The following is a 23,271-nucleotide window of genomic DNA, read 5'->3' on the forward strand; positions in this document are numbered from 1 at the left end:
CGCCAGTCTGTGCCCGCGTCTGGGCGAGACGCGAACCGCCGGCTTTCTTACCGTCGCCCACCACGAATCGGGTATGTCAGCCGACGACAGCCCCGACGCGTACGATTCCCTCCTCGAACGGTACGAACGCGCCACCTACATCGGTGACGCCGCGGGTGTCCTCTCGTGGGATCAAGAGGTCGTGATGCCGGAAGGTGGCACGCCCGCCCGCTCGAAGCAGACCTCCGCGCTCTCAGGTGCCCGCCACGACATCCTGACGAGCGACGAGTTCGAAGCCGACCTGAACGCCGCCGAGGACGCCGACCTCTCCGACGAGCAGGCGGCCGTCGTCCGCGAGATTCGCCGCGAGTTCGACCGGGCCGCCAAGGTGCCGAAATCCCTCGTCGAGCGCATCTCCGAGGAGACCTCGAACGCCCTCCCAATCTGGAAGGAAGCCAAAGCCGAGGACGACTGGGAGACGTTCGCCCCGCAGGTCGAGACGCTCCTCGAACTCAAGCGCGAGTACGCCAACCACATCGACCCCGAGACCGACACCTACGAGGTGTTGTTCGCCGACTACGAGCCGTGGCTCGACCTCTCGGTCGCCGAGGACGTGCTCGAACAGCTCCGTGACGCCCTGATTCCGCTCATCGACGAGCTAAACGAGACCGACGCCGACCTCGCTACCCCGTTCGACGGGACCTACTCCGACGATGACCAGTTTTCCCTCGCGGAGTCGACCCTCGAGTATCTCGGCTACCCCGAGGAGCACGGCCGACTCGACACGGCCCCGCATCCGTTCTCGTCGGGCACGCAGTTCGACGCCCGCGTGACGACGCGCTTTGACAACGAGGACCCCGTCGGCTCCATCGGCTCGGTCATCCACGAGTTCGGCCACGCCACCTACACCCTCGGGCTGCCGCGCGAGGCGTACGGCACGCCGCTCGGCCAGAACCGCGGGCTGACGGTCCACGAGTCGCAGTCTCGGCTCTGGGAGAATCACGTCGGCCGCTCGGCGTCGTTCCTGTCGAGCTACGTCGACCTCGTGAACGACGACCTCGGCACGGACATCTCGGGACGGGAACTCTACGAGGCGGCCAATCAGGTGTATCCGGACAACCTGATTCGCGTCGAGGCCGACGAGCTCACCTACCACATGCACATCATCCTCCGGTTCGAAATCGAGCGCGACCTCCTCTCGGGCGACCTCGACGTGGCCGACGTGCCCGAGGCGTGGAACGCGAAGATGGAGGAGTATCTCGGCGTCACGCCCGACACCGACGCCGAGGGCTGTCTGCAGGACATCCACTGGGCACACGGCTCCTTTGGCTACTTCCCGACCTACTCGCTCGGCTCCGTCCTCGCCGCCCAGCTGTTCGACGCGGCCGAGTCCGATATCGACGGATTGGACGCACAGCTCGCGGACGGGGAGTTCGACGCGCTCCACGAGTGGCTCACCGAGGAGGTCCACCAGCACGGGGCGCGCTACACCACGAACGAACTCGTGAAGCGCGCGACCGGCGAGGAGTTCTCGGCCGACGCGTTCATCGACTACGCTGACGCGAAGTTCTCTGACCTGTACGACTTGTAGGACTGCGCTAAGTGGGAATTCGGATATTTTGATTGACTTTTTTCATGAATTAGCCGAAAGTCCTGGTCGCGTCATTTGGTGGATTCAGCTACGTAGCTGAGATTATCTTGAAAGCCCCGGGCGTGTCGCGGTCGCTCCGTGACATCTCTCGCTCACGTTCGTTCTCGTCGAGAGTGGTCACGGACCCGACCACGCGAACGCGACACGCCCGTTTGTGCAAGACGCTGCGCGTCTTGCTGACCCTGAAGTCTGCCATGGCAGACTTCAGGACCCCTTTCACTCCACCCAACCACACCGCCCTCACGCCTCCCCAGCCGATTCACTCGCTGCGCTCGTTTATCCACTGTCAGCACACGCGCTGACAAGCTGTCGCTCGGTGCCCTCGCGACGACCTCGCGACGACGGGCGCGCACAAGGCGCGCCGGCTCACGCCACCGCACTGCGTTGCTTGACTGGGCAACCGTGCGGTGGCCTGACGCACCGGCGAAGCCGTGTGCGTCGTGGGGAAGGGTTGGGAGAGTGGCCGACGGCCACGGGCCAGCGAGCGGGAGCGAAGCGACACGCGAGCGGGCGGTCCGTCGCGCCCTCGTGGCGCGACACGACCGCTGTGGTCGCGGTGCTGTTTCCCCGATGCCAAGCATTGAGAGTGGTCGCGGTGCTGTCGAACCCACACCACAAAGCGCCGTAGTGTCAAAATACCGGACGCCAGCCAAACAACCGAAGGACGAGAAAATCAGCGAAGAAGACGAAAGAACGAAAATCGAACTCTAGACGTTCTGGGCGTCGTAGGTGACCTGTACGGTGACAGAGACGCTCACGGGACCGGCGTCGATGCTGGTCGCCGCGCCCGCACCACCGCTGTCAGCGGCGTAAGCGACGGGGCGGTTGTAGTCGGTCGTGGTCGAAATATCGGCCGTGCCGGTGAGTTCGAGACCGCCGTTGTCGGCAAGCGTCTCGGCCTCACCGCGGGCCGTCTCCATCGCCTCGGCGAGCGCCTGCGTGCGAAGCTCCTGTCGTGTCTCCTCGAAGAGAGTAAAGCGCACGTTCTCGACGTAGCTCGCGCCACCGTCGACGGCGGCGTCGATGGCGGTTCCGACGGCGTCGGTGTCACTCAGCCGAATCTCGAAGCTGTGTTGGCCGCGGTAGGCGGGCGCGTCGGGATTCTCGCGGCTCTCGTAGTTGCGTGAGATGTCGTAGCGAGCCGTGCGAAGCTGGTCGCCGTCGATACCCGCGTCGGCGAGAGCACCGCGCATGCCGTCGGCGTCGGTGGCGAGGGCCTCACGCACCTCGCTCGCGCTGTCGGCGGTTGCCTCGACGGTGACGGCGACGACGGCGCGGTCGGCCGCGGCCTCTGCGTCACCGACCCCGGTCACGGTGACGGTCGGGGCGTCACTCGACTGTTGGGTCGCGGGCTGTGCGGGCTGGTCGTTCGACGAGACGGCCGCGGCGAGACCGCCCCCGGCGAGGAGCACGGCGACTGCGACGGCCACGGTAGCGAGTGTCTGTTTGCGCATACACCTCGGTAGGACACCTGGTTAGATAACCACGCTGATAACTCAAAGAGAGATTTGAGCTACGCCCGTTCGTAGGAAACGTAGCGCACCTCTACCTCGGTGTCGGCGTCGACGACGGCTGACACTTCCCGTTCGATGGCGGCCGTCAATCCCGCCGTCTCCCCGCCCGGCGGGACGCCGACGGTGACGACGACCGAGGAGGCGTCGTGCAGGAGGAAGACGGGGTCGCGCGGCTCGAAGCTCACGACCGTCTCGAACGCGGTGAGGTCGGGATACGCGCCGTCGTCGGCGAACAGCCCGGCGACCTCACCCTCGATGTCCGATTCGACGGCGGAGGTCTGGTAGGTGTCGTAGGTGACGCCGCCGAGAAACGCCGACAGCAGGAGGATAATCCCGGCGAGTGCAGCGACCCGGCGGATGGTCGCGGCGCGGGCGTTGTCCTCGTGGAACAGACCGGCGGGTCGGTAGCCCGCGTACCACAACACGCCGAGCGCGGCGAGGTTAATCGAGAGCAGATTCACGACGACCAACACGCCCGAGGAGACGGCCATCACGGGGCTGCCGTAGGCGATGCCGATTCCGACGGTCGCGGCCGGCGGGACCAGCGCGACGGCGATCATCACACCCACGAGCGCGGAGGAGACGCCCGTCGTCAGCGAGACGGCCCCGGCGATACCGGAGCCGAGCGCCACGGCCAGCGAGAGGAAATCCGGATTCAGTCGTTCCCGCACCTGTCCGATGGTCGCGGGGTCGAGCGACGCGGGCACGAGATTCAAGCCGTTGACGAGTGCAGCGAACGCGGCTGCGGAAACGACGGCGAGGAGCCCCCCGAGCGCCTGCATCCGGACGCCCCGAGCAAACAGCTCGTCGTCGTTGACGACGCTGCCGACGGCGGCGGCCATCGCCGGCCCGATGAGCGGCGCGATGACCATCGATCCGACGACGGTCGCGGGCGAATCGAGCAGGAGGCCGGCCGTCGCGATGACCGCCGACACGACCGTCATCACGACGTACGTCGGGAGGGAGGAGGCGAGGTCCTCGGCACGGGCCTGGAGCTCCTCGCGCGCGATGCGGTCGTCGCTCCCCTGGTCTTCCTCGTACTTCTCTTTCAGCTGGTCGAACTTCCGGGAGACGACCGTCTCGGCCGTCAGGATGACGGTGTAGGCCTGGTCGTCGATGCCGACCTCGCGCAGCGATTCGAGCACCGGCTCGACGGCCACCGTCGGTATCGGGAAGTAGACGACGCCGACGTACTCGCGCCCGCTGGTCTCGTCGGTCACGACGTAATCGATTCCCTCGTCGTCGAGCACCGATAACAGCGCGTCGCGTTTGCCCGCCGGAATCGTCACCTGTACGAGTCGCACGCTCACGCCTCGTAACGCGCGAATAAAAAGCCGCCTCTCCCCGGCCGACTCCACGAGCGTTATCCCCCTCGCCCCGCTACGGGTGGTATGTTCGATTCTCGCCCCGACCGTGACGCCGAGGTCGTCCTCATCGGCCGCTCCAACGTCGGGAAATCGACCCTGATGCGCGAAATCACGGGCCACACCTTCGACACCGGCCAGAAGCCGGGCGTCACTCGCCAGCCCAACCACTACGACTGGACCAGCGAGGACTTCGTCATCTCGGACCTCCCCGGCTTCGGCTTCATGGCCGGCGTCCCCGACGACGTACAGGACGACATCAAGACCCACATCGTCCAATATCTGGAGGAACACGCCGACAAGATTCTCTGCGGGGTCATCGTCCTCGACGGGAAGGCCGCCGTCGATATCATCGACCGCCACTCCGGGCCCGACGAGATACCCCACACCGTCGAGATGTTCGGCTTCTGTCGCGAACTCGGGATTCCGGTCGTGCTCGCGGTCAACAAGATGGACAAGGTCGACGACCGCGACGAGCGACTCAACGACATCTGTGACCGGTTCGGTCTCTTTCCGCCGTGGAAACAGTGGGAAGGCGAGACGATTGCCCCGATTACGGCGAAGACGGGGAACATCGACGCGCTGAATCAGGCCGTCCGGCATCATCTGCACGAGGCGAAACGCGACGACCTGTTCAAGTTCTTCTAACGCACCTTTTACCGACTCGGGTGCGCGAAGCGCACCGCTCGTCGGTAAAATCTGCACCAAAAGCCGCAGCCGCGCCTTCGGCGCGGTGAACCGCTCGCTCCGCGAGCGGATGCTGGCCCGGCTTACTCTCCGACCGCCTGCTCGACGATCTCGATTTCCTCGTCGGTCAGTCCGTAGAGGTCATACACCAGTTCGTCGATGAGGTCGTCGGTGCGCTCGATTTGCTCGTCCAGCTCCGCCGCGCGCTCCGTCGCCTGCTCGTAGCGCTCGATGCCGTCGCGCACGTCCTCGATAGCCGGGAGCGTCAGGTCTTCGAGTCGGTCGAGCAGCGAGATGGTCTTGGTCGTGCCGTCGCGATACCCCGCCTTCTCTTCTTCGACGGCGTAGGGGACGAACGCTTCTAGGAGCGCGGCGAGGTCGTCGTCCACGTCGTGAAACTCCATCGCCGGCACAGGGTCGAGGGTGGCATAGTCGTGCGTGTTCGTCTCGTACTCGTCGCGCTCGCTCTCGATTGGCTTCACGTACGGGACCAGCGACACCGTCACCCGGTTCCCGGTGCGTTCGACGGTCGCCTCGGTCGCCCGAACCGTCTCGTACTGCTCCACGTCGCCCATCCCCTTCGTCAACACACTGTCGGCGAGTCCCGACGGCGGCATCGGACTCAGGTCGGCGAGAGTGGGGCCATCGTTGTAGCTGCCGAGGTAGTCGGGGAGGTGGAGATTGAGTGAGACGTATGCATCTTGATATTTCGAAATTTTTCGGGCAGAGTATGATAAAACGCGGTATGTGGTCTCATTCGATACAACAGAATTGCTGCCATCCGGAGTAACTCTATCAATTATTTCTTGGAACTTCCCAGAAATAGTCTGATTATGTACTTGTTCCAATTCTTGCTCGGTGATTCTCCCCGTCCCAAATTCGACCTCAGGTAGTGGTAGTTCGCTCACATGGCCCGGAACCACACTCAGTTCATCGGATAGGGTCTTGTGGTAGTACCAAGCTGTCAGATTTGAATTAACTACTGCGAGTGCAAAGTATGGGTCGTCATATTCGCTTGATTCGGGTGTTTCATTTGGTATTCCCGAACGGTCAATATGCGATACTTCTCTGATATTCACACAGGGAATCAGCGTTGAGAAGCAGTAGTAACCGCTCTCGTCAACAACTGCCATAATACCTTCACCACTTATCTTCCTAAAGACCAGCTTAGGATTCTCAAACAGCTCTGGAAACATCGGATTGTAGAAATCCTCTGGCGCGTAAATCACATACTCTGACGGGGGTAAAAGTCGATATCTCTCTGCAACGTCTTGCCCTCGTATCATCGGCTTTGCTCGTGGGTCGTCCGTCTCCTTGACAACATACTTATTCGTTTTCTCAGCAGTTCCCGTTCGGAGCCCCCAGTTCACGTAATAAACATCGTCAAAGCGAATTGATTTCTTGCTGATTCTATCGAGAATTGAGATATCCCCCTGTTCTACACGGAGCCGAATCGTGTTCTCAGTCCCCGTTGTGAGCAAATTTATATCGGCACGATTCACCTCTGGGAACGTGGTGTGTTCCTTCTCTCGGATTGATATTTTTGAGTTCGCTGTTCTCTGCTTGGTGAATACTGGAATAACATTAGAGACCGAAGCATCTTTGAACACACTCGTATCTCTCAAATCAAGGATGGATTGGATATCCGATGTCTGATATATCTTGTCTCGAAGCTTCTCGCCGTAGGGTGTGTTGAGAAATTTATCAGGAACAATCTGTGAAGTGAATCCTTCGTGATGCAGTAAATCTAGAGATATATCCAAAAACAAGATATATAGGTCAAATTTCTTATACGCTGATTCGTACGCTGTTCGATAGTATTCAACGACCTCATCTGGCAAACGATCTCCGTAAATACGTACATACGGCGGATTCCCGACAACAGCATCGTAGCCACTTCGTTCGGCCATCCCACCGTCTCTATCGTAAAACACCTCGGGGAACTCCAGTTTCCAGTGGAAGAAGTCGTGTTCCTCGGCGAGCGACTGGCCGGTCTGATACCAGTCCTGTTGTTCGACTTCGGCCCACTCGTCGTCGGCTTCGAGCGACCGGGCCATGCGCTCGTACGCGCCGGAGGGAACGTCGACGCCGAAATCCTCGGCGGTGGCGACGTTCGCCATGCCGACGAGCCGCTGGCGGAGGTCGTCCTGCTCGATTTCGCGGTATTTGCGCTCCATCTCGCGGGCGTCCTCGATATCCTCGTTCTCGATGGCGAGGAACTCCTGATAAATGTCCATCAGTCGCTCGATGGTCCCGGCGCGGGTGGCTCCGAACTCCGCGAGCGACGACTGCGTGTCGGCGTCGTCGCTGGCGTCGGATTCCAGCCCCTCGATGGTCTCGATATCCGAGCCGACGAGTGAGTTGCCCGACTTGAGATGGTGGTCTAAGAAGGCGAGCGGCTGGTCCGTCGCGAGCGTCTCCAGCCACATCGACAGCTTCGCGAGCTCGACGGCCATCCCGTTGAGGTCGACGCCGTAGATGCACTCCTTCGAGATTTCACGCCGCACCGCCTGCTCGTCGATTCCACCGGCGGAGGCGAGTTCACGCGACTCCTCCATCACGGCCTCGGCCAGATACTCCGTCGCCTTCGTGAGGAAGTGTCCCGACCCCATCGCCGGGTCGAGGACGGTCAAATCGAGGACGCGGCGGTGAAACCGCGCGTAGTACTGCGGGTCGCCGGATTCGAGTCCGTCGGCGTTGAGGTCGGCGCGAATCTCGTCCAGCAGCGGGTCGATTGTCTCCTCGACGATGTAGGTGACGACGTAGTCGGGCGTGTAGTACGCGCCGGTGGCCTTCCGCTCGCCGTCGTCGTTCACCACGTAGAGTTCACCCGGGTCGACCGTCTCCACGGCGTCGGCGACGGTGACCTCGTCCGCCGGCTTCCACGTCTGCCCGCCGTCGTCGGCCACCGCGGCGAGGGGTTCACCGGCGATACGGAACTCGTGTTCGAGCAGCCCCTCGTAGATGCTGCCGAGATGCCGGGTGTCGAGGTCGGCGTAGTCGGCGAACACGACCTCGTCGCTCGTCTCCGAGTCCGTCGTGGAGATGAGATACACCACCTCGGCGAGCCACCGGTCGTACACCGAATGCTCGTCGAGGAACGCGTGTTTCATCGGGTCGAACAGCCCGCCGTTGTACGCTGGAATCCCGAGTGCGTCCTCGCCGCTGTCCACGAGGTCGAACAGTCGCGAAAGCCGCGACCACATCGAGTCCGAGTAGGTGCTGAAGCCGGACGCGAACGTCTCACCAGAATCGACCGTCTCCTTGACTGTCTCCCGAAGGTGGCCGAACGAGAAGTTCTCTTCGTACTCGGCGCGCTCCTCGCCTTCTGGGTGTATCAGGTCGCGCGACTCGGCGTACGAGACGAACATCAGCCGGTACAGTAAGACGAGCGACTGCTCTTTCAGTTCCGCGAGCGCCTCCTCGTCGCCGGGGTCGATGTCGAGGTCGTTCGACTCCACGAACCCCTCACCGAGCACGCGCAGTGCGGTGAAGACGTTGTCTTGGAGGTCCTCGCCGAGTTCCTGTGCGGCCGTCTCGCTTTCCGCCCACACGCGGTCGAGAAACGTCGTCTCACCGACCGCACGGAACGCTTCCGCCCGGAAGAAGACGAAAAACCGCTTGAACGCCTCCAGGTTTCCACGCTCCAGCAGTTCGGGCAGGTCGACCTCGTAGTAGGTCCGCGCCTCGTACTCCTTGGTTCCGTACAGCCGCCACTTCTTCCCGTCCGTGAGGACTCCCCACCCGACCTCGTCGGGCGTCTGTTCGAGATAATGCTTGATTTGGTGGGAGGCGTTGCGATACTGCCGGTCGGTTCCGAACTCGGCCTCGAAGTCGTGGCCCCACTGCTTTGCCTCTAACAGGGCGAGCGACCGGGCGAAGAAGGTCTCGCTGTCGCCGTTCTCGGCTGCCAGTAGTTCGTCGTCCGACCCGAACAGTGTTCGGTCGACGTACCCGCCACCGCTTGGGAGTGTCGCCTCCGACGCATGCGCAAAGCCCAGTGTCTCCAACACCGGCTCAATCCACCGGCTGATGTGTTGGTCTTCCTTCCGGCCCGCAAACTGGTCACGCTCACGCTCGTACAGGTCCTGTAACTCCTCCATCGCCTCGCGGGCTGTGTCGTCACAGTCCCACTCGTCCAGCCCGTAGATTCGCTCGTCGAGATAGTAGTTCGAGAAGAGATTGGCGTTGTAGTAGTTCCCGGAAATCGCCGTCTGGGTCATTGTCCTATCCCGGTCGCCCGCTGACATAAAATCCCCCTCCCCGGGACCAAACTTACGGTACAGCGGCTCCACCGTTCGGCTAATGCCATCCCTCCGCATGGCCGAGCCACGATGAGCCAGCACACAACCGCGACGGCTGGCGAGACGGCTCGCCGCGTCATCGACAACATCGGAGAGGTCATCGTCGGAAACGAGAACAGTATCGAACATCTCGTCGTCGCGCTGCTCGGTCGCGGCCACGTCCTGCTCGAAGACGTCCCGGGCGTCGGGAAAACGATGCTCGCGCGCGCTGTCGCCACCTCCTTCGAGTGTGAGTTCAAGCGCGTCCAGTTCACGCCGGACCTGCTCCCGGCGGACATCACCGGCGTCAACGTCTTCGACCAGGCCGATCAGACGTTCGAGTTCCGGCCCGGGCCGGTGTTCGCGAACGTCGTCCTCGGCGACGAGATCAATCGCGCGCCGCCGAAGACGCAGGCCGCGCTGCTCGAAGCGATGGAGGAGCAACAGGTAACGGCCGACGGGACGACCCGGACGCTGCCGGAGCCGTTCTTCGTCGTCGCGACCCAAAACAGCGTGGAGCGGGACCGCACCTACGAGCTTCCGGCCGCCGAACTCGACCGGTTTGCGGTGAAGCTCTCGCTCGGCTACCCCGACCCCGACGACGAGACGGAGATTCTCGGCCGCGTGGTCGGCGAACACCCAATCGAGACCCTGGAGCCGGTCGCGACGACCGAAGACCTCGTCGCCGCCCAAACAACGACCGCCGAGGTGACGGTAAGCGAGGAGGTTCGCGACTACGTCACTCGGCTGGCGGGTTACACGCGCGAGAACGCGCAACTCGGCGTCTCGCCGCGGGGGTCGGTCGCGCTGTTGCAGGCCGCACAGGGTCGCGCCGTCCTGAACGACCGCGACTACGTCCTCCCCGACGACATCCAACAGGAGACGAGACCGGTGTTCACCCACCGGATTCGCGTGGCCCGCGGCGAGGGCGACCCCGGAGACGTGGTGGCGTCGGCACTCGAGGCGGTGCCCGTCGAGCGATGAGACCGACGCGGCGTGGCTACGCGACGCTCGCGCTCGTCGTCGTCGCGTTGTGGGCCGGGCTGACGGCGGGTCCGCGGTCGCTGAACGCCGTCGTGATGCCGGCGCTCGTCGCCGTCGGCTACGGGTGGCTCTCGCTCCGCCGGCGCGCGCCGCCGACGGTCACGCGGTCACAGCCGACCCCCGGCTTTCCGGGAGAGACGCGGGATATCACCCTCCGAACTGACGGCGCCGGCCCGGTGACCGTCACCGACAGCGTCGGCGAGCGACTCGCGCGCCGCGGCGACCGTCCCGACGGGTACAGCGTCGAGCTCACGGAACGCGGCGTCGGCCGACTCGGTCCGGCGACGACGACTGAGACCGACGTGTTCGGACTGCTCTCGCGCACGGCCGAGCGCGGCGACCCGACGGACCTGCTCGTCTATCCGGCCGTCGAGCCGCTCGCTCCGTCCCGACGGTTCGCCGGCCTGGTGGACGAGGCCGGGTCGCCCGAACGGGACGCGTTCGCCTCGCTTCGCGAGTATGTCCCCGGTGACCCGCTCCGGAACGTCCACTGGCCGTCGTCGGCGAAACGGGAACCGGGGGAACTCGTCGTCACGGAGTACGCCGCTCCCGACGAGGGCGGTATCACCATCGTCGCGGCGAGTGACGCCGACAGCGCGGACGCGATGGCGACCGCCGCAGCGAGCGTCGCCGTCCACCTACTCGACCGCGGACTCACCGTCGGGCTGGTCGCGCCCAACGGCCGGGTCCCGGAACGCCGCGGGCCGACGGCCCGCACCGATATGCTGGCGCTGCTCGCTCGTGCCGGTCCCGGGCGGCCGGCCGACGAGGGCGACGTTCGAATCGACGCGGCGACGGAGGAGACGACCATCACCATCGCCGAGGAGTCGTTCACGTTTACCGAACTCACGGGGGCAAACGCATGAGCGGTCGCGAACGACCGCGCGGGCGACTCCCCGAGGGTCGAGTGCGGACGCTGTTCGAGGTAGACCGCCCCGACAGAGTGCTCGCGACCGGCGGGGTCCTGCTCGTCATCCTGACGTATCTCGCCGTGCTCGACCGTATCGTCGTCGTGGCCGACGGCTCGGGGTCGGTCCCGGTGTTGGCGGCCCTCTCACTCGCCGGCGGGACGGCCCTCGCCAGACTCGTCCGGCCGCGGTGGGCGCTCGTCTGTTTCCTCGCGCTGGTTGCCGTCGGCACCCAACAGTACGTCGCCTCGCTCCCCGCGACTGTCGCGCTCGGCGAGAACCTGGGACCGTTCGTCGGCGACACGGTGTCGCTGCTCACCGGGATGTCGATTCTCCGCATCATCAACGCGGACATCTGGGCGCTGACGTTGACGCCGGCACCGACGGTGTTCGCGTGGTATCTCGCGGTGCGTCGCCGCTACGTCGCCGGCGCGGCCGTCGCCGGGAGCACGCTCGGGCTACTCGTGTTGACCGGCGACGCCGGCGCGACGACCACCTTACTCGGTGCGGTCGGGGTGGCCGCCGCGGCCGGCTTCGGCACCGTCGAGGCGACGCCGACGGCCGTCGACGCGAGCCGCCGGTCCGTACTCGTCGGTCTGGGGGGTGCGGTCGTCGGCGCGTCCGTCCTTGACGTGGTGCCGAGCGAGCGTGCCGGCGTCGGCGGCGACGGACTCGGCGGGTTCGGCGGGGACGCGACCACGACCGAGGCGAATCTGCTCGCCGACAGCGAGTCGCTCCAGATCCAGGGATCGATTTCGCTCTCGCCGACGGTCAGATTCCGGATCGAAAGCGAGCGGGTCGGCTACTGGCGTGCGCTCTCCTTCGACCGTTACTCCGGGCGCGGCTGGATCCGAACCGGCGAGACGGAGCCGTACGACGGCACTACAGCCCCGCCGCCGGGACCCGCCGAACGCGTCCGACAGGAGGTCACCCTCGCCGGACAGCTCGGCCGGCTCCCGGCGCTGTGGAAGCCCGTCGAGGTCGACGTACCCGCGAGCGTCGACGCGTACCAGGACGGCAGCCTCGCGCCCACGCGCTCGCTCCGGGAAGACGAGTCGTACACCGTCACCTCGGCCCGTTCAGAGGCGACGCCGGCGGACCTCCGGTCCGCGCCCGAGCAGTATCCCGACAGCATCGAACAGCGGTATCTCGCGCTTCCGGGCGATTTCCCGTCGCGGGTTGCCGACCGCACGGCCGATATCGTCGGCGACGCCGCGACCGCCTACGATGTCGCGAACCGAGTTGAGGCGTGGCTCGAAGCGAACCGCGACTACTCGCTCGACGTGGACCGACCGGGCGGTGACATCGCCGACCAGTTCCTCTTCGAGATGGACGCCGGCTACTGTACCTACTTCGCGACGACGATGGTCGCGATGCTCCGGACGCAAGACATCCCCGCACGGTTCACGGTCGGCTACACGCCCGGCGAACGGGTCGGCGAGTCGTCGTGGGTCGTGCGCGGCTTCGACGCCCACGCGTGGGTCGAGGTGTACTTTCCCGGCTACGGCTGGCAGCAGTTCGACCCGACGCCGGCCGGCCCCCGCCGACTCAACGAACAGCAGCGACTCGAACAGGCGCGCCTCTCCGACGAGGACAACGTCGACACCAACGAGACGGGACCGGGCGAGTGGTCGCCGACGCCGACCCCGACGGCCACCCCGGAAACCACGGTATCGTCCGGCGACCGAACGGCGACGGCGATTCCACAGCGCAGCGGCGTGGCACCGCCGGGTCTCTCGGAGTCCGACCCGACCACACCGACGCCGACCCCCGGTGGCGCGGCCGGGTCGGTCACCAGCGAGCAGGCCGCACTCGCGGTCGTCGCACTCGCCGGCGGCGTCGCCGCCCTCCGGCTCGCGGGCATCGACGAACTCGCCTACCGGGCCGTGTGGCTCCGCTATCAGCCGCGCAACTCTCCACTCGAAGATGTCGAGCGCGCCTACGCGCGTGCCGAGTACGCGCTCGAAGCGCGCACGCGGACGCGCCGGCCCGACGAGACCGTCCGCCAGTACGCCGCGGCCGTCGGCGACGAGCCGTTCCAGCGGCTCGCGCGACTGTACGAGCGGGCGATGTACGCGGAGACGGCGAGCGAGTCGGACGCCGACGACGCAGTCGAGCTCGCGGCTGTCGTTGTCGGCTCGTGACCGCCGCTCCCGACAGTGTTTAATAGCGCCGTTCTGTAGGTCTTTGCGTAATGTCGGAAGTCTGCTCGACGTGTGGATTGCCCCAGGAACTCTGCGTCTGTGAGGACGTCGCCAAGGAGTCCCAAGAGATCACAATCCGCATTGACGAGCGCCGCTACGGGAAGGAGGTAACGATTATCGAAGGGTTCGACCCGAAGGACGTGGATGTGGATTCACTCTCGTCGGACCTCAAATCCAAGTTCGCCTGTGGAGGGACGGTCGAGGACGGCCAGATCGAACTCCAGGGGAACCACACCGGCCGTGTGGAGGACTTCCTCCGCGACAAAGGCTTCAACGTCGCCTAACACTCTCTCTGTCGTTCGTCTTCTCGACTCGGCCAGCGACAGGTGGGTCAGAAGGGCGGCTCCGCGCTCGGCCCCTCGTCGCTCGGCCCGGACGACTCCAGTTCGTAACCTGCCTGCTCCCAGCCGGTGAGTCCGGATTCGAGCGACTCGACGCGGCCACTCGCCCCCTCGTAGGAGTCGATGAGGCGAGCGGCCTGTACCGAGGACTTGCCGTGTGGACAGACGGTGACGATGCGGTCGGTGCCGTTCAGCTCCTCGATGCGACCAGACAGCTCCGGGAACGGGATGTTCTCGCTGCCGGGGATGTGGCTCCGGTCGAAGGCGACGGGCGACCGGATGTCGATGATGCGCGGATCTTCGCTGTCGCGCAGTTCAGATAGCTCTGCGGGAGTGACTTCGCCGTCCATACCGTCGGTACGCGCAGCGGAGAGAAAAGCGACCGGGTTACGCGCCCGCCTTCTGCAGGGCGCTCTCGATGTCGTCGCGCTGGGTGACGCCGACGAACCGCTCGACGATACCGTCGTCGTTCTCGATGACGAGCGTCGGGAGCGAGCGGACCTGATACTCGTTTGCAGTCTCTTGGTCCTCGTCGACGTTCACCTTCTCGAAACCGACCTCCGGGTAATCCTCGGAGATCTCTTCGAGAATCGGGTCTTGCGTCTTACACGGACCACACCAGTCCGCGTAGAAGTCCTTCAGATTGACACTCATGCCTATCTGGCGTAGACGAGCCGCGGTGTAAAACCTTTCGCGGCTGGCGCTCTCGGCCCATGACACAACGCTTAGGTTCCTGCGCTCGGAGTGTATAGTATGAGCAGTGGACAAAACTCCGGCGGCCTGATGTCGTCTGCGGGACTCGTCCGGTACTTCGACAGCGAAGACCGCAACACGCCGACGATTGCCCCACAGACGGTCGTCATGTTCGGGCTCCTCTTCGGGGTCCTCGTCATCGTCCTGAACGCGCTGGCATAACGGACCCGCGCGCTTTTCTCGCCGTCGTTCTTACCCTCGCGTATGACTCTCACAGCCGGCGTCATCGCCGTCCAGGGCGATGTGTCGGAACACGCCGCCGCCATCGAGAAGGCAGCCGCCCGCCACGACCGAACCGTCGAGGTGGTGACGATTCGCGACGCCGGGCTCGTCCCCGACTGTGACCTCCTGTTGATTCCCGGCGGCGAGTCGACGACAATCTCAACGCTGCTCGCCGAGGAAGGCATCGACGAGGAGATTCGCGCTCACGCCGCGGCCGACAAACCGATTCTCGCGACGTGTGCCGGTCTCATCGTCCTCGCGGCCGACGCCAAAGACGACCGCGTCGCCACCCTCGACCTGCTCGACGTGACCGTCGACCGCAACGCCTTCGGGCGGCAGGCCGACTCCTTCCAGACCCCGCTCGACCTGACGGGCCTCGACTCGCCGTTCCCGGCCGTCTTCATCCGCGCGCCGGCAATCGACTCCGTCGGCCCCGACGTGTCGGTCCTCGCGCAGTGGGACGACCGCGTCGTCGCCGTCCAGGACGGCCCGATTGTCGCGACGGCGTTCCACCCTGAACTCACCGAGGACGCCCGCATCCACGAACTCGCCTTCTTCGCCGAGGGGTAACCACTTCCCGCCAGCGCCCCTCTCTCGGGTATGGACGCAGCTATCGACGGCGTACACGTCGCGGACACGCCCTCCGGGCAGGTGCCGGTCGTCCTCGTCGGCGTCGCCGACACGACCGACGTGCTCCCCATCTTCGTCGCCTTCGAGAAGGCGCTGGCGATTCGCCGTGGACTCGACGCCGAGGACACGCCCCAGCCGTTCACCCACGACCTCCTGCTTGACGCCGTTGAGGAACTCGGCGGCCGCGTCGAAGCAGTCGAGATAACCGGACTGGAGGAGGGGACCTACATCGCGGAACTCCGGCTGGCGACGCCCCGCGGGTCGGTCACGCTCGACGCGCGCCCCTCCGACTCGCTCGCGCTTGCGGCCCGGACCGGCGCACCCATCTCCGTCGCCCGGTCGGTGTTCGACGCCGGCAAGCGCGAGACCGATGCGTTCACCGACCTGCGGGACATTCGTGCGGTCACCGAATGACCGACGACACCCTCCGCGAGCTGTTCGACCTCATCGAATCGCGCAAAGCCGAGCTGCCCGACGACTCCTACACCACCCGGCTGTTCACTCACGAGAAGGGCCAAAACTACGTGCTGGAGAAGCTGGGCGAGGAGACGACGGAGACGATTCTCGCCGCGAAAGACGACGACGGCGAGGAGCTCGCGGCCGAGTCCGCCGACCTCGTCTACCACCTGCTCGTCCTGCTGTCGATGCAGGAGCTCGATTTGGACGACCTCCTTGAGGAACTGGAGCGGCGCTGACTACTCCGCCGGTTCGAACCGGTACGTGAGCACGTCCGCGTCGTCGTCCCACTCGAAGCCACCGGGGTGGGCGCGTTTCATCCGCGACTTGTACGCCGACAGCGACGGCGACCCCTCGCGTTCGGCGTCGCCATCGGTCATGTCGCCGAGCTTCCGCTCCTCGATCTCGACGACGGTGAAGCTGTCACCGTCCACGACGAAGGTGTCGCCCTCGTCGGCGTAGCGAGTCCCGGCACCGCGGGTCAACTGCGTGATTTCGCCATCTGCGACCGCATCCATCACGCGCTCGTTCGGAAGTAGATCGCCGGCGTCGATTTCTGCCATACCCGTCGTTGGGTCGCCCGGGACAAAAACCTCGCCACGCTCGCGCTGTGAACGCGACACACACGGGCTGAGGCCCCAACGAACGTGTTTTACGCGTCGATAGGGTAGGGTGGGTAATGACTATCTTCGAGTCGCTCCCCACCACCCCTCGGTCGGAGGAGCTCATCGACAAGGCGTTTTCCCGGGCCGCACGCGCGGGCAACGCCAAACACGGCATCGAAGCCCAGGAGTCGATGCTCCAGACCGCGGGCAACATCCTCTCTGACAATCTCGGCAATGTCGTCACCTCGTGGCCGGATTTCGACCTCGTGGACCCGTTCTACCGCGACCTCGCGGACGCCATCGTCGCGCGCGAGGACCTCGACGTGGACGCGCTCCGCCAGCACCTCAACGAAGTGATGTGGGCCTCCCGACAGGTCGAGAACATCAAACAGGAGTACCACGGCCGCATCCGCAACGCCGACCCCGACACGGCACGCAAACTCCGCAAGCAGGCCTTCGCCCGCTTTGCGGACGTGACCGAGTCCGTCGAGGACGACCTGCTCGCCATCGCCGACGCGCGCGAGGAACTCCGCACGCTCCCCGATATTCGGCCGGACGAGCCGACCATCGTCGTCGCCGGCTACCCCAACGTCGGGAAGTCGTCGTTCGTCAACCGAGTCACGCGCGCGTCGAACGAGGTGGCGACGTACCCGTTCACGACCCGCCAGCTTCGGGTCGGTCACTTCGAACGCGAGCGCATCCGCTACCAGCTCGTCGACACGCCGGGCGTGCTCGACCGACCCGCCGAGGAGCGCAACGCCATCGAGTCACAGGCCGTCAGCGCGCTGGTCCATCTGGCCGACGCCGTCCTCTTCATCGCCGACGCGAGCGGGAACTGCGGATACCCGCTCGAATCGCAACTGGAACTACGCGACGAAATCGAGGAGCTGTTCGCGGAACCTTCCGTCGGCGACTCGCCTGTCGACGACGCCGAGGACGGAATCCCCGTGCTCACCGTCTGCAACAAGAGCGACGAGTCCCGCGAGATGGACGCCGACCTCTACATGAGCGTCGAGACCGACGACGGCGTCGAGGCGGTGCTCGATGCCGCGGTCGAGGCCGTGGGCTATGAGTTCGAACTCCCGTACGACGGCTGAGCTACCGACGAGCGCCCCGCCTGAGTCCGACCTCGGTCGCCAGCAGCGCGCCCACAGCGAGCATGACGACAGCTGCCTCGCGCGGTGTCGTCAACAGCCCCAGCGAGACGATGAGCGTCGTCGCACACGCCGGCGCGTGCCGGTAGTCGCTCGCCACCATTCCGGCGGTCGTGCCGAGGACGGCGAGGAACGCGCTCGCGGCGAGTCGCCCACCCGCGAGCGACCCGGCGACCGGCTGTGTCGTGAGGACGAGCCCCGACGCGAGCAGGTGATAGGAGACCAGCCCGACAGCGAGTCAGATGAGGTGACCGCCGAAGACGCGGCTCGGTTGGCTCGTGTCGGCGTCGGGACTCACGGCGAGCACGTACGCCGACGGGCCGAGACTCGGGAAGACGAACGGTAATCCCGAAAGCCACACGACGAGCGCGAGCGGGACGAACAGCGTGGCGACCCGGGCCGCACCGACGAGTGCGCTCGGTCGCCGACCCTACCAGAACTTCACGCCGAGATCGTGGAGTCCCTCGTTCTCGCTCGCGAGATTGATGAGCAGCGGCGTGAGCGCTTCGACCTCCGAGGCGTTCGCCAACCCGCCCACGTCGAGCGGACGCAGCCCCTCGATTTCGGCTGCAAGCTCCATCACCGTCGCCTTCGCGCCGTCGTCGTCACCGAAGACCGGCGTGTCCCAGTCGAACTCGGTGTCGAGGTCGGTGAGTCCGGCCGCGGCGAGGTTGTGGAACGCGCCGACGACGGACACCTCGTCGGGGGCGGCGTCGGCAGCGAGCGCGGAGACGGAGCCGGCCGGCGGTGGATTATAGTGGAAGCCGTCGTCGTCGCGCTTCATCCCGACGGCCGGCGTGACGAGCACCGTGTCGTCGAGCTTCTCGGCGACCGCCTCGACGGTGTCGGTGACGTGGTAGGCGGGGACGGCGAGGACGGCCACGTCGGCCCGGTCGGCCGCCATCTCGTTGACGAACCCCGTAATCTTCGTCTCGACGCCGTGTTCTGCGAGCGTCTCCTGATACTCGTCTGCGGCCGCACGCGCCTTCTCGGGGTCGCGTGAGCCGAGGATGATGTCGTGGTCTGTGTCGTGGCCCCACCGGAGCGCGAGTCCCTTCCCGATGTCGCCGGTGCCGCCAAGCAGTGCGATTCGCATACCCCCATTCACGGCGGCGCGCGCCTAAGCGTTGTGAGACCGACCAACCTCGCCGGCGAGCAGCGCGGGCAGGTCGTTCACGGAGTCGATGACGGCGCTCGCGCCGGCCTGTTCGTACTTTTGACGGCCCGGCTCCCCCGTCAGTCCGCCGGTCAACACCCCGATACCGTGGTAGGTGCGGTCGTCGGTCGCGTCGGCGTTCGTGGCCGTCTCGATATCATCGAGGGTGTCGCCGACGAAGGCGACGGTCTCGGCGTCGAATCGCTCCGCCAACGTGACAAGCGCGGTCGGGTCGGGTTTGCCCGGCGCGGGGTCGTCCATCGTGAACCGGTGCTCGTCGGGGAGGTCGAGACCGACGCGGTCGAGTGCGATATCGGCCTCCGCGGCCGGCCGTCCCGTGACGACGCCCACGTCGTACTCCGTCGTCAGGGCCTCGCGCGTCTCTGCAGTGAGGATGGTCGGTTCGTCGTGGATATACCCCGGCGTGTCGAGCGTCGGTTCGCCGCCCTCGAGGTCGCGGTAGCGGTCGCTCCCGAGATACAGCTCCTGGAACACGTCGCGGAGGCGGTCGCGGTCCCAGTCGGCGTACACTGCCTCCCGCGAGTGAGGGTCGAGGTGGTCGGCGACGACGGTCTCCGCGCCGGCCAGCCCCCCGCCGGAGGCGGCGATTTTCTCGGTGAACGTCTCCACGGAGAGCGGGAAGCCGGCGTCGCGCGCTAACACGTACAGCGCGACCGCGTAGGTGAGTTCCCAGTCGTTGTTGAAGCCGCCGGCGTTCTTGAACGGCTGGATGGAGCCGCGGTCGATGGTGTCGTCGTACACGCGCCCGACGGACTCGACGATGGCGCGCCGGTAGGAGTCGGCAACGTCCACGAGCACACCGTCGATGTCGAGCACGACCGCGTCCGCGTTTATCATACGCGACCGTTCGGCTCGGGAGGGATAAATAGCGTCTCATGCGGCAGTGTTTTCGGGCGCGCGTCCACGAGCGTCGGGTCACCGCCCAGCGTGGTGAACGCCCACCGTGCCCCTGCCCCGCGTGCGACGGCCACGAGCGGGCGCTGTAGCTCCGGCGGGCAGTTCAGCGCGTAGACGACATCGGCGTCGGCGTACACCGCAGGGTTGGGGTCGGTCACGTCGTCGCGGACGAAGCCCACGCCCTCCGGGACGGTGCGCACCACCACGTCCGTCGCCGTCACCGTTGCGCCCGACGCGGCGACCGCAGCGGCAACCTCGGTGCGGTTGCCGATACCCACCTCGACCGCGCGGCTCGCGGCGGCTGCGAGCGCGTCTGCGAGTCGAGAGGGAGTCATGGCGGAAACCTTACTTCCGATGTCGCCTAACTGTTTGGTATGCACGTCGATATCGTGCCGGTCGGAGCTGTTTCACCTGTGGTGAAGCGGGAAGCTTCCTCCGGGCTTCGCGCCGTCTACGACGCCGAGGTGACACTCCACGACCGTCAACCCCTCCCCGAATCCGCCTTCGACGAGGCCCGAAATCAGTACCGGGCCGAGGAGTTCATCGAGCTCGCAGCGCGGGTCGGCTCCGGCACGAAGAACATCGCTATCACCACACAGGACCTCTACTACCGCCGCCGCAACTACGTCTTCGGGCTGGCGTATCTCTCCGGCAACGGTAGCGTCATCTCCACCAACCGGCTCCAGACCGCCTCCGACGGCGGCAGCGCGACGAAGTCCCCCGAGGAAGTGTTCACCGACCGCGTCCGCAAGGAGGTCGTCCACGAGATCGGCCACACACTCGGGCTCGAACACTGCGACGAGAAGAAATGCGTCATGAGCTTCTCCCCCACCGTGCGCGAGGTCGACCAGAAGACGCAGAACTTCTGTGGCTCCTGCTCGCGGCAGGTCCTGTAATCAGAACGGTCGCGACTCCACGTACGCGATGAGATTCCCGTTGAAGCTGTCGCCGTCACGCCCGTAGTGGCGTCGCCGGTGGCAGTTCGGACACAGCGCGACGACGTTGCTCGGGTCGTCTGCACCCCCATCGGCGCGCCGGTGGAGATGGTGCACTTCGAGATACGGCTCGCCGTCACCGGCACGGAACGGTGCTGGCTCGTCACAGCCTTCACAGACGCCGTCGGCGTACGCCCGGATGAACGACCGGACCGCCGCCGACCGGCTGTACGTCGTGGTGGTCGTCCGCGTCTGCTCGCGCCCCTCGTTGTCTCCGTTGCTCCCGGTCGCTTCCTCGTACAGCCGTTCGAGTTGCTCGTCGCCGAGGTCCGGAACCGTCTGAGCGTCGCGGTCTGTCGCGACCGGTCTCAACTCGAACCGGAGCGCGCTCCGGCGGTCGCCGGTCGCGTCCGGCAGTTCCTGTCTGAAGTAGTCGGCGTACGCGTACTCGCCGACGAAGCTCACCTCGCCGGCGTCGGCCATCTCGAACAGATACAGGTGACGGCCGTCGCTTGCGTGGTCGCGAATCGCTTTGTTTCCGTGCGTTAGCTCCATGTCGCTGGTGCGACCCTCGCCGGTGTAGACGAAGGTGTCGCCGTCGAAGCCGTCCTCGTAGCCGTAGTCGTTACCCGCGGCGTAAAACAAGAATACGAACGGGTAGGAGGCAGACGGCGCGATACCGGCCTGTCGCTTCCCGCCGTAGTGGTCGTGGATGCGGACGCAGGTGTACGTCTCGCCGGCGTCGAACGGCGGCGCGAGTCCCTGTATCTCGTAGACGCCGTCGTCGTCGTCGAAGGAAATTTCCTCGCGGTCGCGAAGCTCCTGTAGCGTGCGGCTTAGCGTCTGTTCCGGCGTCGTCGCGTCTGGAAACCGCTCGCGGAGGGCGTCGAGCGACTGGCGAAGTAGCGTCTGGCGGGTGACGCGCGTCTGGTCGGTGCTCGCCCGGTAGCGGAGGAGTTCGGCCCGGACGGCGTTGCGCCAGCGGCTCACACCCGTCGGTCACGGGCGAGTGGTGTAGATCTTCCGGGAGATGGTGGCTCGGAGGAACGACCTCGTCACACGGGGCTCGGAGGGGGTAACTGTCGTCACCGCCACCACCAGCCACTGTGGCGTGCGCGGGCAAAAATCCGTCCACTGGGCCGTCTCACTCGTGGCGTGTACGCCGCAACTGTCGAAAATTCCACGATGAAAAGACAGATATTTATTCATCGGGCCGAACTGCCGTCACCGGAGTCGCGTTCCCCGGCCCGGTTCGATACCAGATGTTCCCCCTACTCACTCGCCTGTGGAATCTCGCCGGCGGCGTCGTGGGCGTCGGCGCATTCACGGCTCCCCCCGCCGTGGTGTTGTATCGCTCAGTCGTGCTGTTGTACGAGTACGTCGCCGGTGGACGGCCCGTACTCGCGACCCTCGTCGGACTGCTCGTCCTCGGGACCACGGCCCTGACACTGACCGTCGCACTCGCGGTGTGGCGGGCGATTACCGATGGTCACCCGCCGGTGGTCTGACGTGCGCCCCTCGCTCGCCGGCGCGACGCTCGTCGGTAGCTTCGGTGCGACGACCGGCTACGTCGCGACGCGGCTCGTCGCCGCTGGCGTCACGGCTCCCGACGCGTGGCTGGCGACGCTGGCGGTCGCGCTCCTCACGACCGGGAGCCTGTTCGCCGTCGCGGGGCTGTTCGGTGGGCTGCTCGTCGCCCGTGTCGTCCACACTGCACACGCGCCGGCACCGCGGCAGCGGTGACTCCCTCACTGGTGGCCGCGGTCGGGGTCGTGGTGGAGGGTGCGACCGACCTCCAACGAGACGGTCACCGGCAAGACCGGTACCTCGGTCGCGAGGCCGCGTACCTTCCGGGCGGTGAGAGTGTCTTCCGTCGCGCGGTCGGCGCGGTATTCGAAGACGGCGTCGGCCGCGCGACACACCTGCCGGACCGGGCGGTCGAGTGCCCCGTCGGGGTCGGCATCGAGCACGAGCAGCGCCAACCCGTCGCGCTCGCGGACGTGATCGCGGACGGCGGTGAACGCGTCGCGCCAGCCGTCGGTCGCGAGGATGTCGCGAAAGGAGTCGACGACGACGGCATCGTGTTCGCCCAGGGAGGGGTGGAATACGTCGGCCGACTCCCCGGCCACGCCGACCTGTCGGATGTCGACCGTCTCGGCGCGGGCCGGTCCGAGGTCGCCTAACGTCCGGCCGGCGCTGGCGGCGTCGCCGATGGCAGCTCGCACCGTCGCCGGCGTCCGCATCGTCGTCAGATAGCGGGTGTCTAGGTCGGTCGCCACGGCCGTCCGGTAGCCGAGGAGTTCGACCGCACTCGCCGCGTCGCCGAGCGCGACCGCGAGCGACCCCGGCGGGATGCCGCCGCCGAGTGCTCTGTCGAGGCTGTGTACGCCGGTCCGGAACGCGTCGCGAGCCATGCCGGACCTACACCGGGTTCGGATAAAAACGTGGAGCCTACACGTTAATTCCA

At 65.9% G+C, this 23,271-nt stretch carries 25 protein-coding genes and 1 pseudogene; 14 read left to right on the forward strand and 12 right to left on the reverse strand.

The features are described from left to right. The first annotated feature begins 73 nt into the window (after nucleotides 1-73). The gene (locus DMP03_RS05300; RefSeq protein WP_152119668.1) at nucleotides 74-1,570 is read left to right on the forward strand and encodes a carboxypeptidase M32; all 1,497 of its coding nucleotides are present in this window, start codon (nucleotides 74-76) and stop codon (nucleotides 1,568-1,570) included. Nucleotides 1,571-2,337: 767 nt separating this feature from the next. On the opposite strand, the gene DMP03_RS05305 is transcribed toward DMP03_RS05300, so the two are convergent. Continuing rightward, a complete protein-coding gene (locus DMP03_RS05305) occupies nucleotides 2,338-3,084 on the reverse strand; it encodes an SIMPL domain-containing protein (protein WP_152119669.1) in 747 nt (248 codons plus the stop codon). A gap of 59 nt (nucleotides 3,085-3,143) precedes the next feature. Continuing rightward, nucleotides 3,144-4,448: a TIGR00341 family protein gene (locus tag DMP03_RS05310; protein ID WP_152119670.1), complete on the reverse strand. Its 1,305-nt coding sequence runs from the start codon at nucleotides 4,446-4,448 to the stop codon at nucleotides 3,144-3,146. An 87-nt stretch (nucleotides 4,449-4,535) separates the two neighbouring features. On the opposite strand from DMP03_RS05310, the gene engB reads away from it, so the two are divergent. Then, on the forward strand, nucleotides 4,536-5,156 hold the full coding sequence (engB, locus tag DMP03_RS05315; protein WP_152119671.1) for a GTP-binding protein EngB: 621 nt from the start codon (nucleotides 4,536-4,538) through the stop codon (nucleotides 5,154-5,156). Between the two features lie 122 nt (nucleotides 5,157-5,278). Here engB and DMP03_RS05320 read toward each other — a convergent pair whose 3' ends face one another. Then, nucleotides 5,279-9,418 carry an Eco57I restriction-modification methylase domain-containing protein gene (locus DMP03_RS05320; RefSeq protein ID WP_152119672.1) on the reverse strand — a complete coding sequence of 1,380 codons (4,140 nt, stop codon included), beginning with the start codon at nucleotides 9,416-9,418 and terminating at the stop codon, nucleotides 5,279-5,281. A gap of 111 nt (nucleotides 9,419-9,529) precedes the next feature. Here DMP03_RS05320 and DMP03_RS05325 point away from each other — a divergent pair, with 111 nt between their 5' ends. The 4 genes from DMP03_RS05325 to yciH are packed head-to-tail and all read left to right on the forward strand — an operon-like array spanning nucleotide 9,530 to nucleotide 13,918. Beyond that, nucleotides 9,530-10,462, forward strand: a complete 933-nt coding sequence (locus DMP03_RS05325) for an AAA family ATPase (protein WP_152119673.1) — start codon at nucleotides 9,530-9,532, stop codon at nucleotides 10,460-10,462. Beyond that, complete coding sequence (locus DMP03_RS05330) at nucleotides 10,459-11,388, forward strand: DUF58 domain-containing protein (RefSeq protein WP_152119674.1); 930 nt, start codon at nucleotides 10,459-10,461, stop codon at nucleotides 11,386-11,388. Before DMP03_RS05325 ends, DMP03_RS05330 begins: the two co-directional genes overlap by 4 nt. Next, nucleotides 11,385-13,574 carry a transglutaminase TgpA family protein gene (locus tag DMP03_RS05335; protein WP_152119675.1) on the forward strand — a complete coding sequence of 730 codons (2,190 nt, stop codon included), beginning with the start codon at nucleotides 11,385-11,387 and terminating at the stop codon, nucleotides 13,572-13,574. Before DMP03_RS05330 ends, DMP03_RS05335 begins: the two co-directional genes overlap by 4 nt. A gap of 50 nt (nucleotides 13,575-13,624) precedes the next feature. Then, on the forward strand, nucleotides 13,625-13,918 hold the full coding sequence (yciH, locus tag DMP03_RS05340; RefSeq protein ID WP_075937865.1) for a stress response translation initiation inhibitor YciH: 294 nt from the start codon (nucleotides 13,625-13,627) through the stop codon (nucleotides 13,916-13,918). A 47-nt stretch (nucleotides 13,919-13,965) separates the two neighbouring features. Here yciH and DMP03_RS05345 read toward each other — a convergent pair whose 3' ends face one another. Together DMP03_RS05345 and DMP03_RS05350 are read right to left on the reverse strand one after the other, a co-directional pair. Continuing rightward, nucleotides 13,966-14,325, reverse strand: a complete 360-nt coding sequence (locus tag DMP03_RS05345; protein ID WP_152119676.1) for a rhodanese-like domain-containing protein — start codon at nucleotides 14,323-14,325, stop codon at nucleotides 13,966-13,968. Nucleotides 14,326-14,362: 37 nt separating this feature from the next. Then, a complete protein-coding gene (locus DMP03_RS05350; RefSeq protein ID WP_225870730.1) occupies nucleotides 14,363-14,695 on the reverse strand; it encodes a thioredoxin domain-containing protein in 333 nt (110 codons plus the stop codon). 33 nt (nucleotides 14,696-14,728) lie between these two features. On the opposite strand from DMP03_RS05350, the gene DMP03_RS05355 reads away from it, so the two are divergent. The 4 genes from DMP03_RS05355 to hisE are packed head-to-tail and all read left to right on the forward strand — an operon-like array spanning nucleotide 14,729 to nucleotide 16,275. Continuing rightward, a complete protein-coding gene (locus tag DMP03_RS05355; RefSeq protein WP_075937868.1) occupies nucleotides 14,729-14,890 on the forward strand; it encodes a preprotein translocase subunit Sec61beta in 162 nt (53 codons plus the stop codon). 42 nt (nucleotides 14,891-14,932) lie between these two features. Next, the gene (pdxT, locus tag DMP03_RS05360; protein ID WP_152119677.1) at nucleotides 14,933-15,520 is read left to right on the forward strand and encodes a pyridoxal 5'-phosphate synthase glutaminase subunit PdxT; all 588 of its coding nucleotides are present in this window, start codon (nucleotides 14,933-14,935) and stop codon (nucleotides 15,518-15,520) included. Nucleotides 15,521-15,550: 30 nt separating this feature from the next. Then, nucleotides 15,551-15,994 carry a bifunctional nuclease family protein gene (locus tag DMP03_RS05365; RefSeq protein WP_152119678.1) on the forward strand — a complete coding sequence of 148 codons (444 nt, stop codon included), beginning with the start codon at nucleotides 15,551-15,553 and terminating at the stop codon, nucleotides 15,992-15,994. Further along, nucleotides 15,991-16,275 carry a phosphoribosyl-ATP diphosphatase gene (gene hisE, locus DMP03_RS05370; RefSeq protein ID WP_152119679.1) on the forward strand — a complete coding sequence of 95 codons (285 nt, stop codon included), beginning with the start codon at nucleotides 15,991-15,993 and terminating at the stop codon, nucleotides 16,273-16,275. Before DMP03_RS05365 ends, hisE begins: the two co-directional genes overlap by 4 nt. On the opposite strand, the gene DMP03_RS05375 is transcribed toward hisE, so the two are convergent. Then, the gene (locus tag DMP03_RS05375) at nucleotides 16,276-16,599 is read right to left on the reverse strand and encodes an ASCH domain-containing protein (RefSeq protein WP_152119680.1); all 324 of its coding nucleotides are present in this window, start codon (nucleotides 16,597-16,599) and stop codon (nucleotides 16,276-16,278) included. Nucleotides 16,600-16,715: 116 nt separating this feature from the next. Between DMP03_RS05375 and DMP03_RS05380 the strand changes: the two genes are divergently transcribed. Beyond that, on the forward strand, nucleotides 16,716-17,738 hold the full coding sequence (locus DMP03_RS05380; protein WP_152119681.1) for an NOG1 family protein: 1,023 nt from the start codon (nucleotides 16,716-16,718) through the stop codon (nucleotides 17,736-17,738). Between the two features lies 1 nt (nucleotide 17,739). Here DMP03_RS05380 and DMP03_RS14900 read toward each other — a convergent pair. The 4 genes and pseudogenes from DMP03_RS14900 to DMP03_RS05400 all read right to left on the reverse strand — a co-directional run bounded on the left by DMP03_RS14900 (nucleotide 17,740) and on the right by DMP03_RS05400 (nucleotide 20,204). Then, nucleotides 17,740-18,180: pseudogene (locus tag DMP03_RS14900) on the reverse strand (HPP family protein). Between the two features lie 45 nt (nucleotides 18,181-18,225). Then, nucleotides 18,226-18,891, reverse strand: a complete 666-nt coding sequence (gene npdG, locus DMP03_RS05390; RefSeq protein WP_152119682.1) for an NADPH-dependent F420 reductase — start codon at nucleotides 18,889-18,891, stop codon at nucleotides 18,226-18,228. A gap of 24 nt (nucleotides 18,892-18,915) precedes the next feature. Then, nucleotides 18,916-19,806, reverse strand: a complete 891-nt coding sequence (locus DMP03_RS05395; RefSeq protein ID WP_152120087.1) for a TIGR01548 family HAD-type hydrolase — start codon at nucleotides 19,804-19,806, stop codon at nucleotides 18,916-18,918. Beyond that, the gene (locus DMP03_RS05400; protein WP_152119683.1) at nucleotides 19,806-20,204 is read right to left on the reverse strand and encodes a UPF0146 family protein; all 399 of its coding nucleotides are present in this window, start codon (nucleotides 20,202-20,204) and stop codon (nucleotides 19,806-19,808) included. The genes DMP03_RS05395 and DMP03_RS05400 overlap by 1 nt, the downstream gene beginning before the upstream one ends. A gap of 39 nt (nucleotides 20,205-20,243) precedes the next feature. Between DMP03_RS05400 and DMP03_RS05405 the strand changes: the two genes are divergently transcribed. Further along, on the forward strand, nucleotides 20,244-20,765 hold the full coding sequence (locus tag DMP03_RS05405; RefSeq protein ID WP_152119684.1) for an archaemetzincin family Zn-dependent metalloprotease: 522 nt from the start codon (nucleotides 20,244-20,246) through the stop codon (nucleotides 20,763-20,765). Here DMP03_RS05405 and DMP03_RS05410 read toward each other — a convergent pair whose 3' ends face one another. Then, entirely contained in the window at nucleotides 20,766-21,794 is a 1,029-nt protein-coding gene (locus tag DMP03_RS05410; RefSeq protein WP_197739297.1) for an HNH endonuclease, read from the reverse strand. Nucleotides 21,795-22,066: 272 nt separating this feature from the next. Here DMP03_RS05410 and DMP03_RS05415 point away from each other — a divergent pair, with 272 nt between their 5' ends. Continuing rightward, entirely contained in the window at nucleotides 22,067-22,312 is a 246-nt protein-coding gene (locus DMP03_RS05415; RefSeq protein ID WP_152119685.1) for a hypothetical protein, read from the forward strand. Continuing rightward, the gene (locus tag DMP03_RS05420; RefSeq protein WP_152119686.1) at nucleotides 22,290-22,547 is read left to right on the forward strand and encodes a hypothetical protein; all 258 of its coding nucleotides are present in this window, start codon (nucleotides 22,290-22,292) and stop codon (nucleotides 22,545-22,547) included. The genes DMP03_RS05415 and DMP03_RS05420 overlap by 23 nt, the downstream gene beginning before the upstream one ends. A gap of 5 nt (nucleotides 22,548-22,552) precedes the next feature. Here DMP03_RS05420 and DMP03_RS05425 read toward each other — a convergent pair whose 3' ends face one another. Continuing rightward, nucleotides 22,553-23,218 (reverse strand): hypothetical protein, encoded by a 666-nt coding sequence (locus DMP03_RS05425; protein ID WP_152119687.1) that lies wholly within the window; start codon nucleotides 23,216-23,218, stop codon nucleotides 22,553-22,555. Between the last annotated feature and the right edge of the window lie 53 nt (nucleotides 23,219-23,271).

Source organism: Halosegnis rubeus (assembly GCF_009184545.1).
Lineage (GTDB): Archaea > Halobacteriota > Halobacteria > Halobacteriales > Haloarculaceae > Halosegnis > Halosegnis rubeus.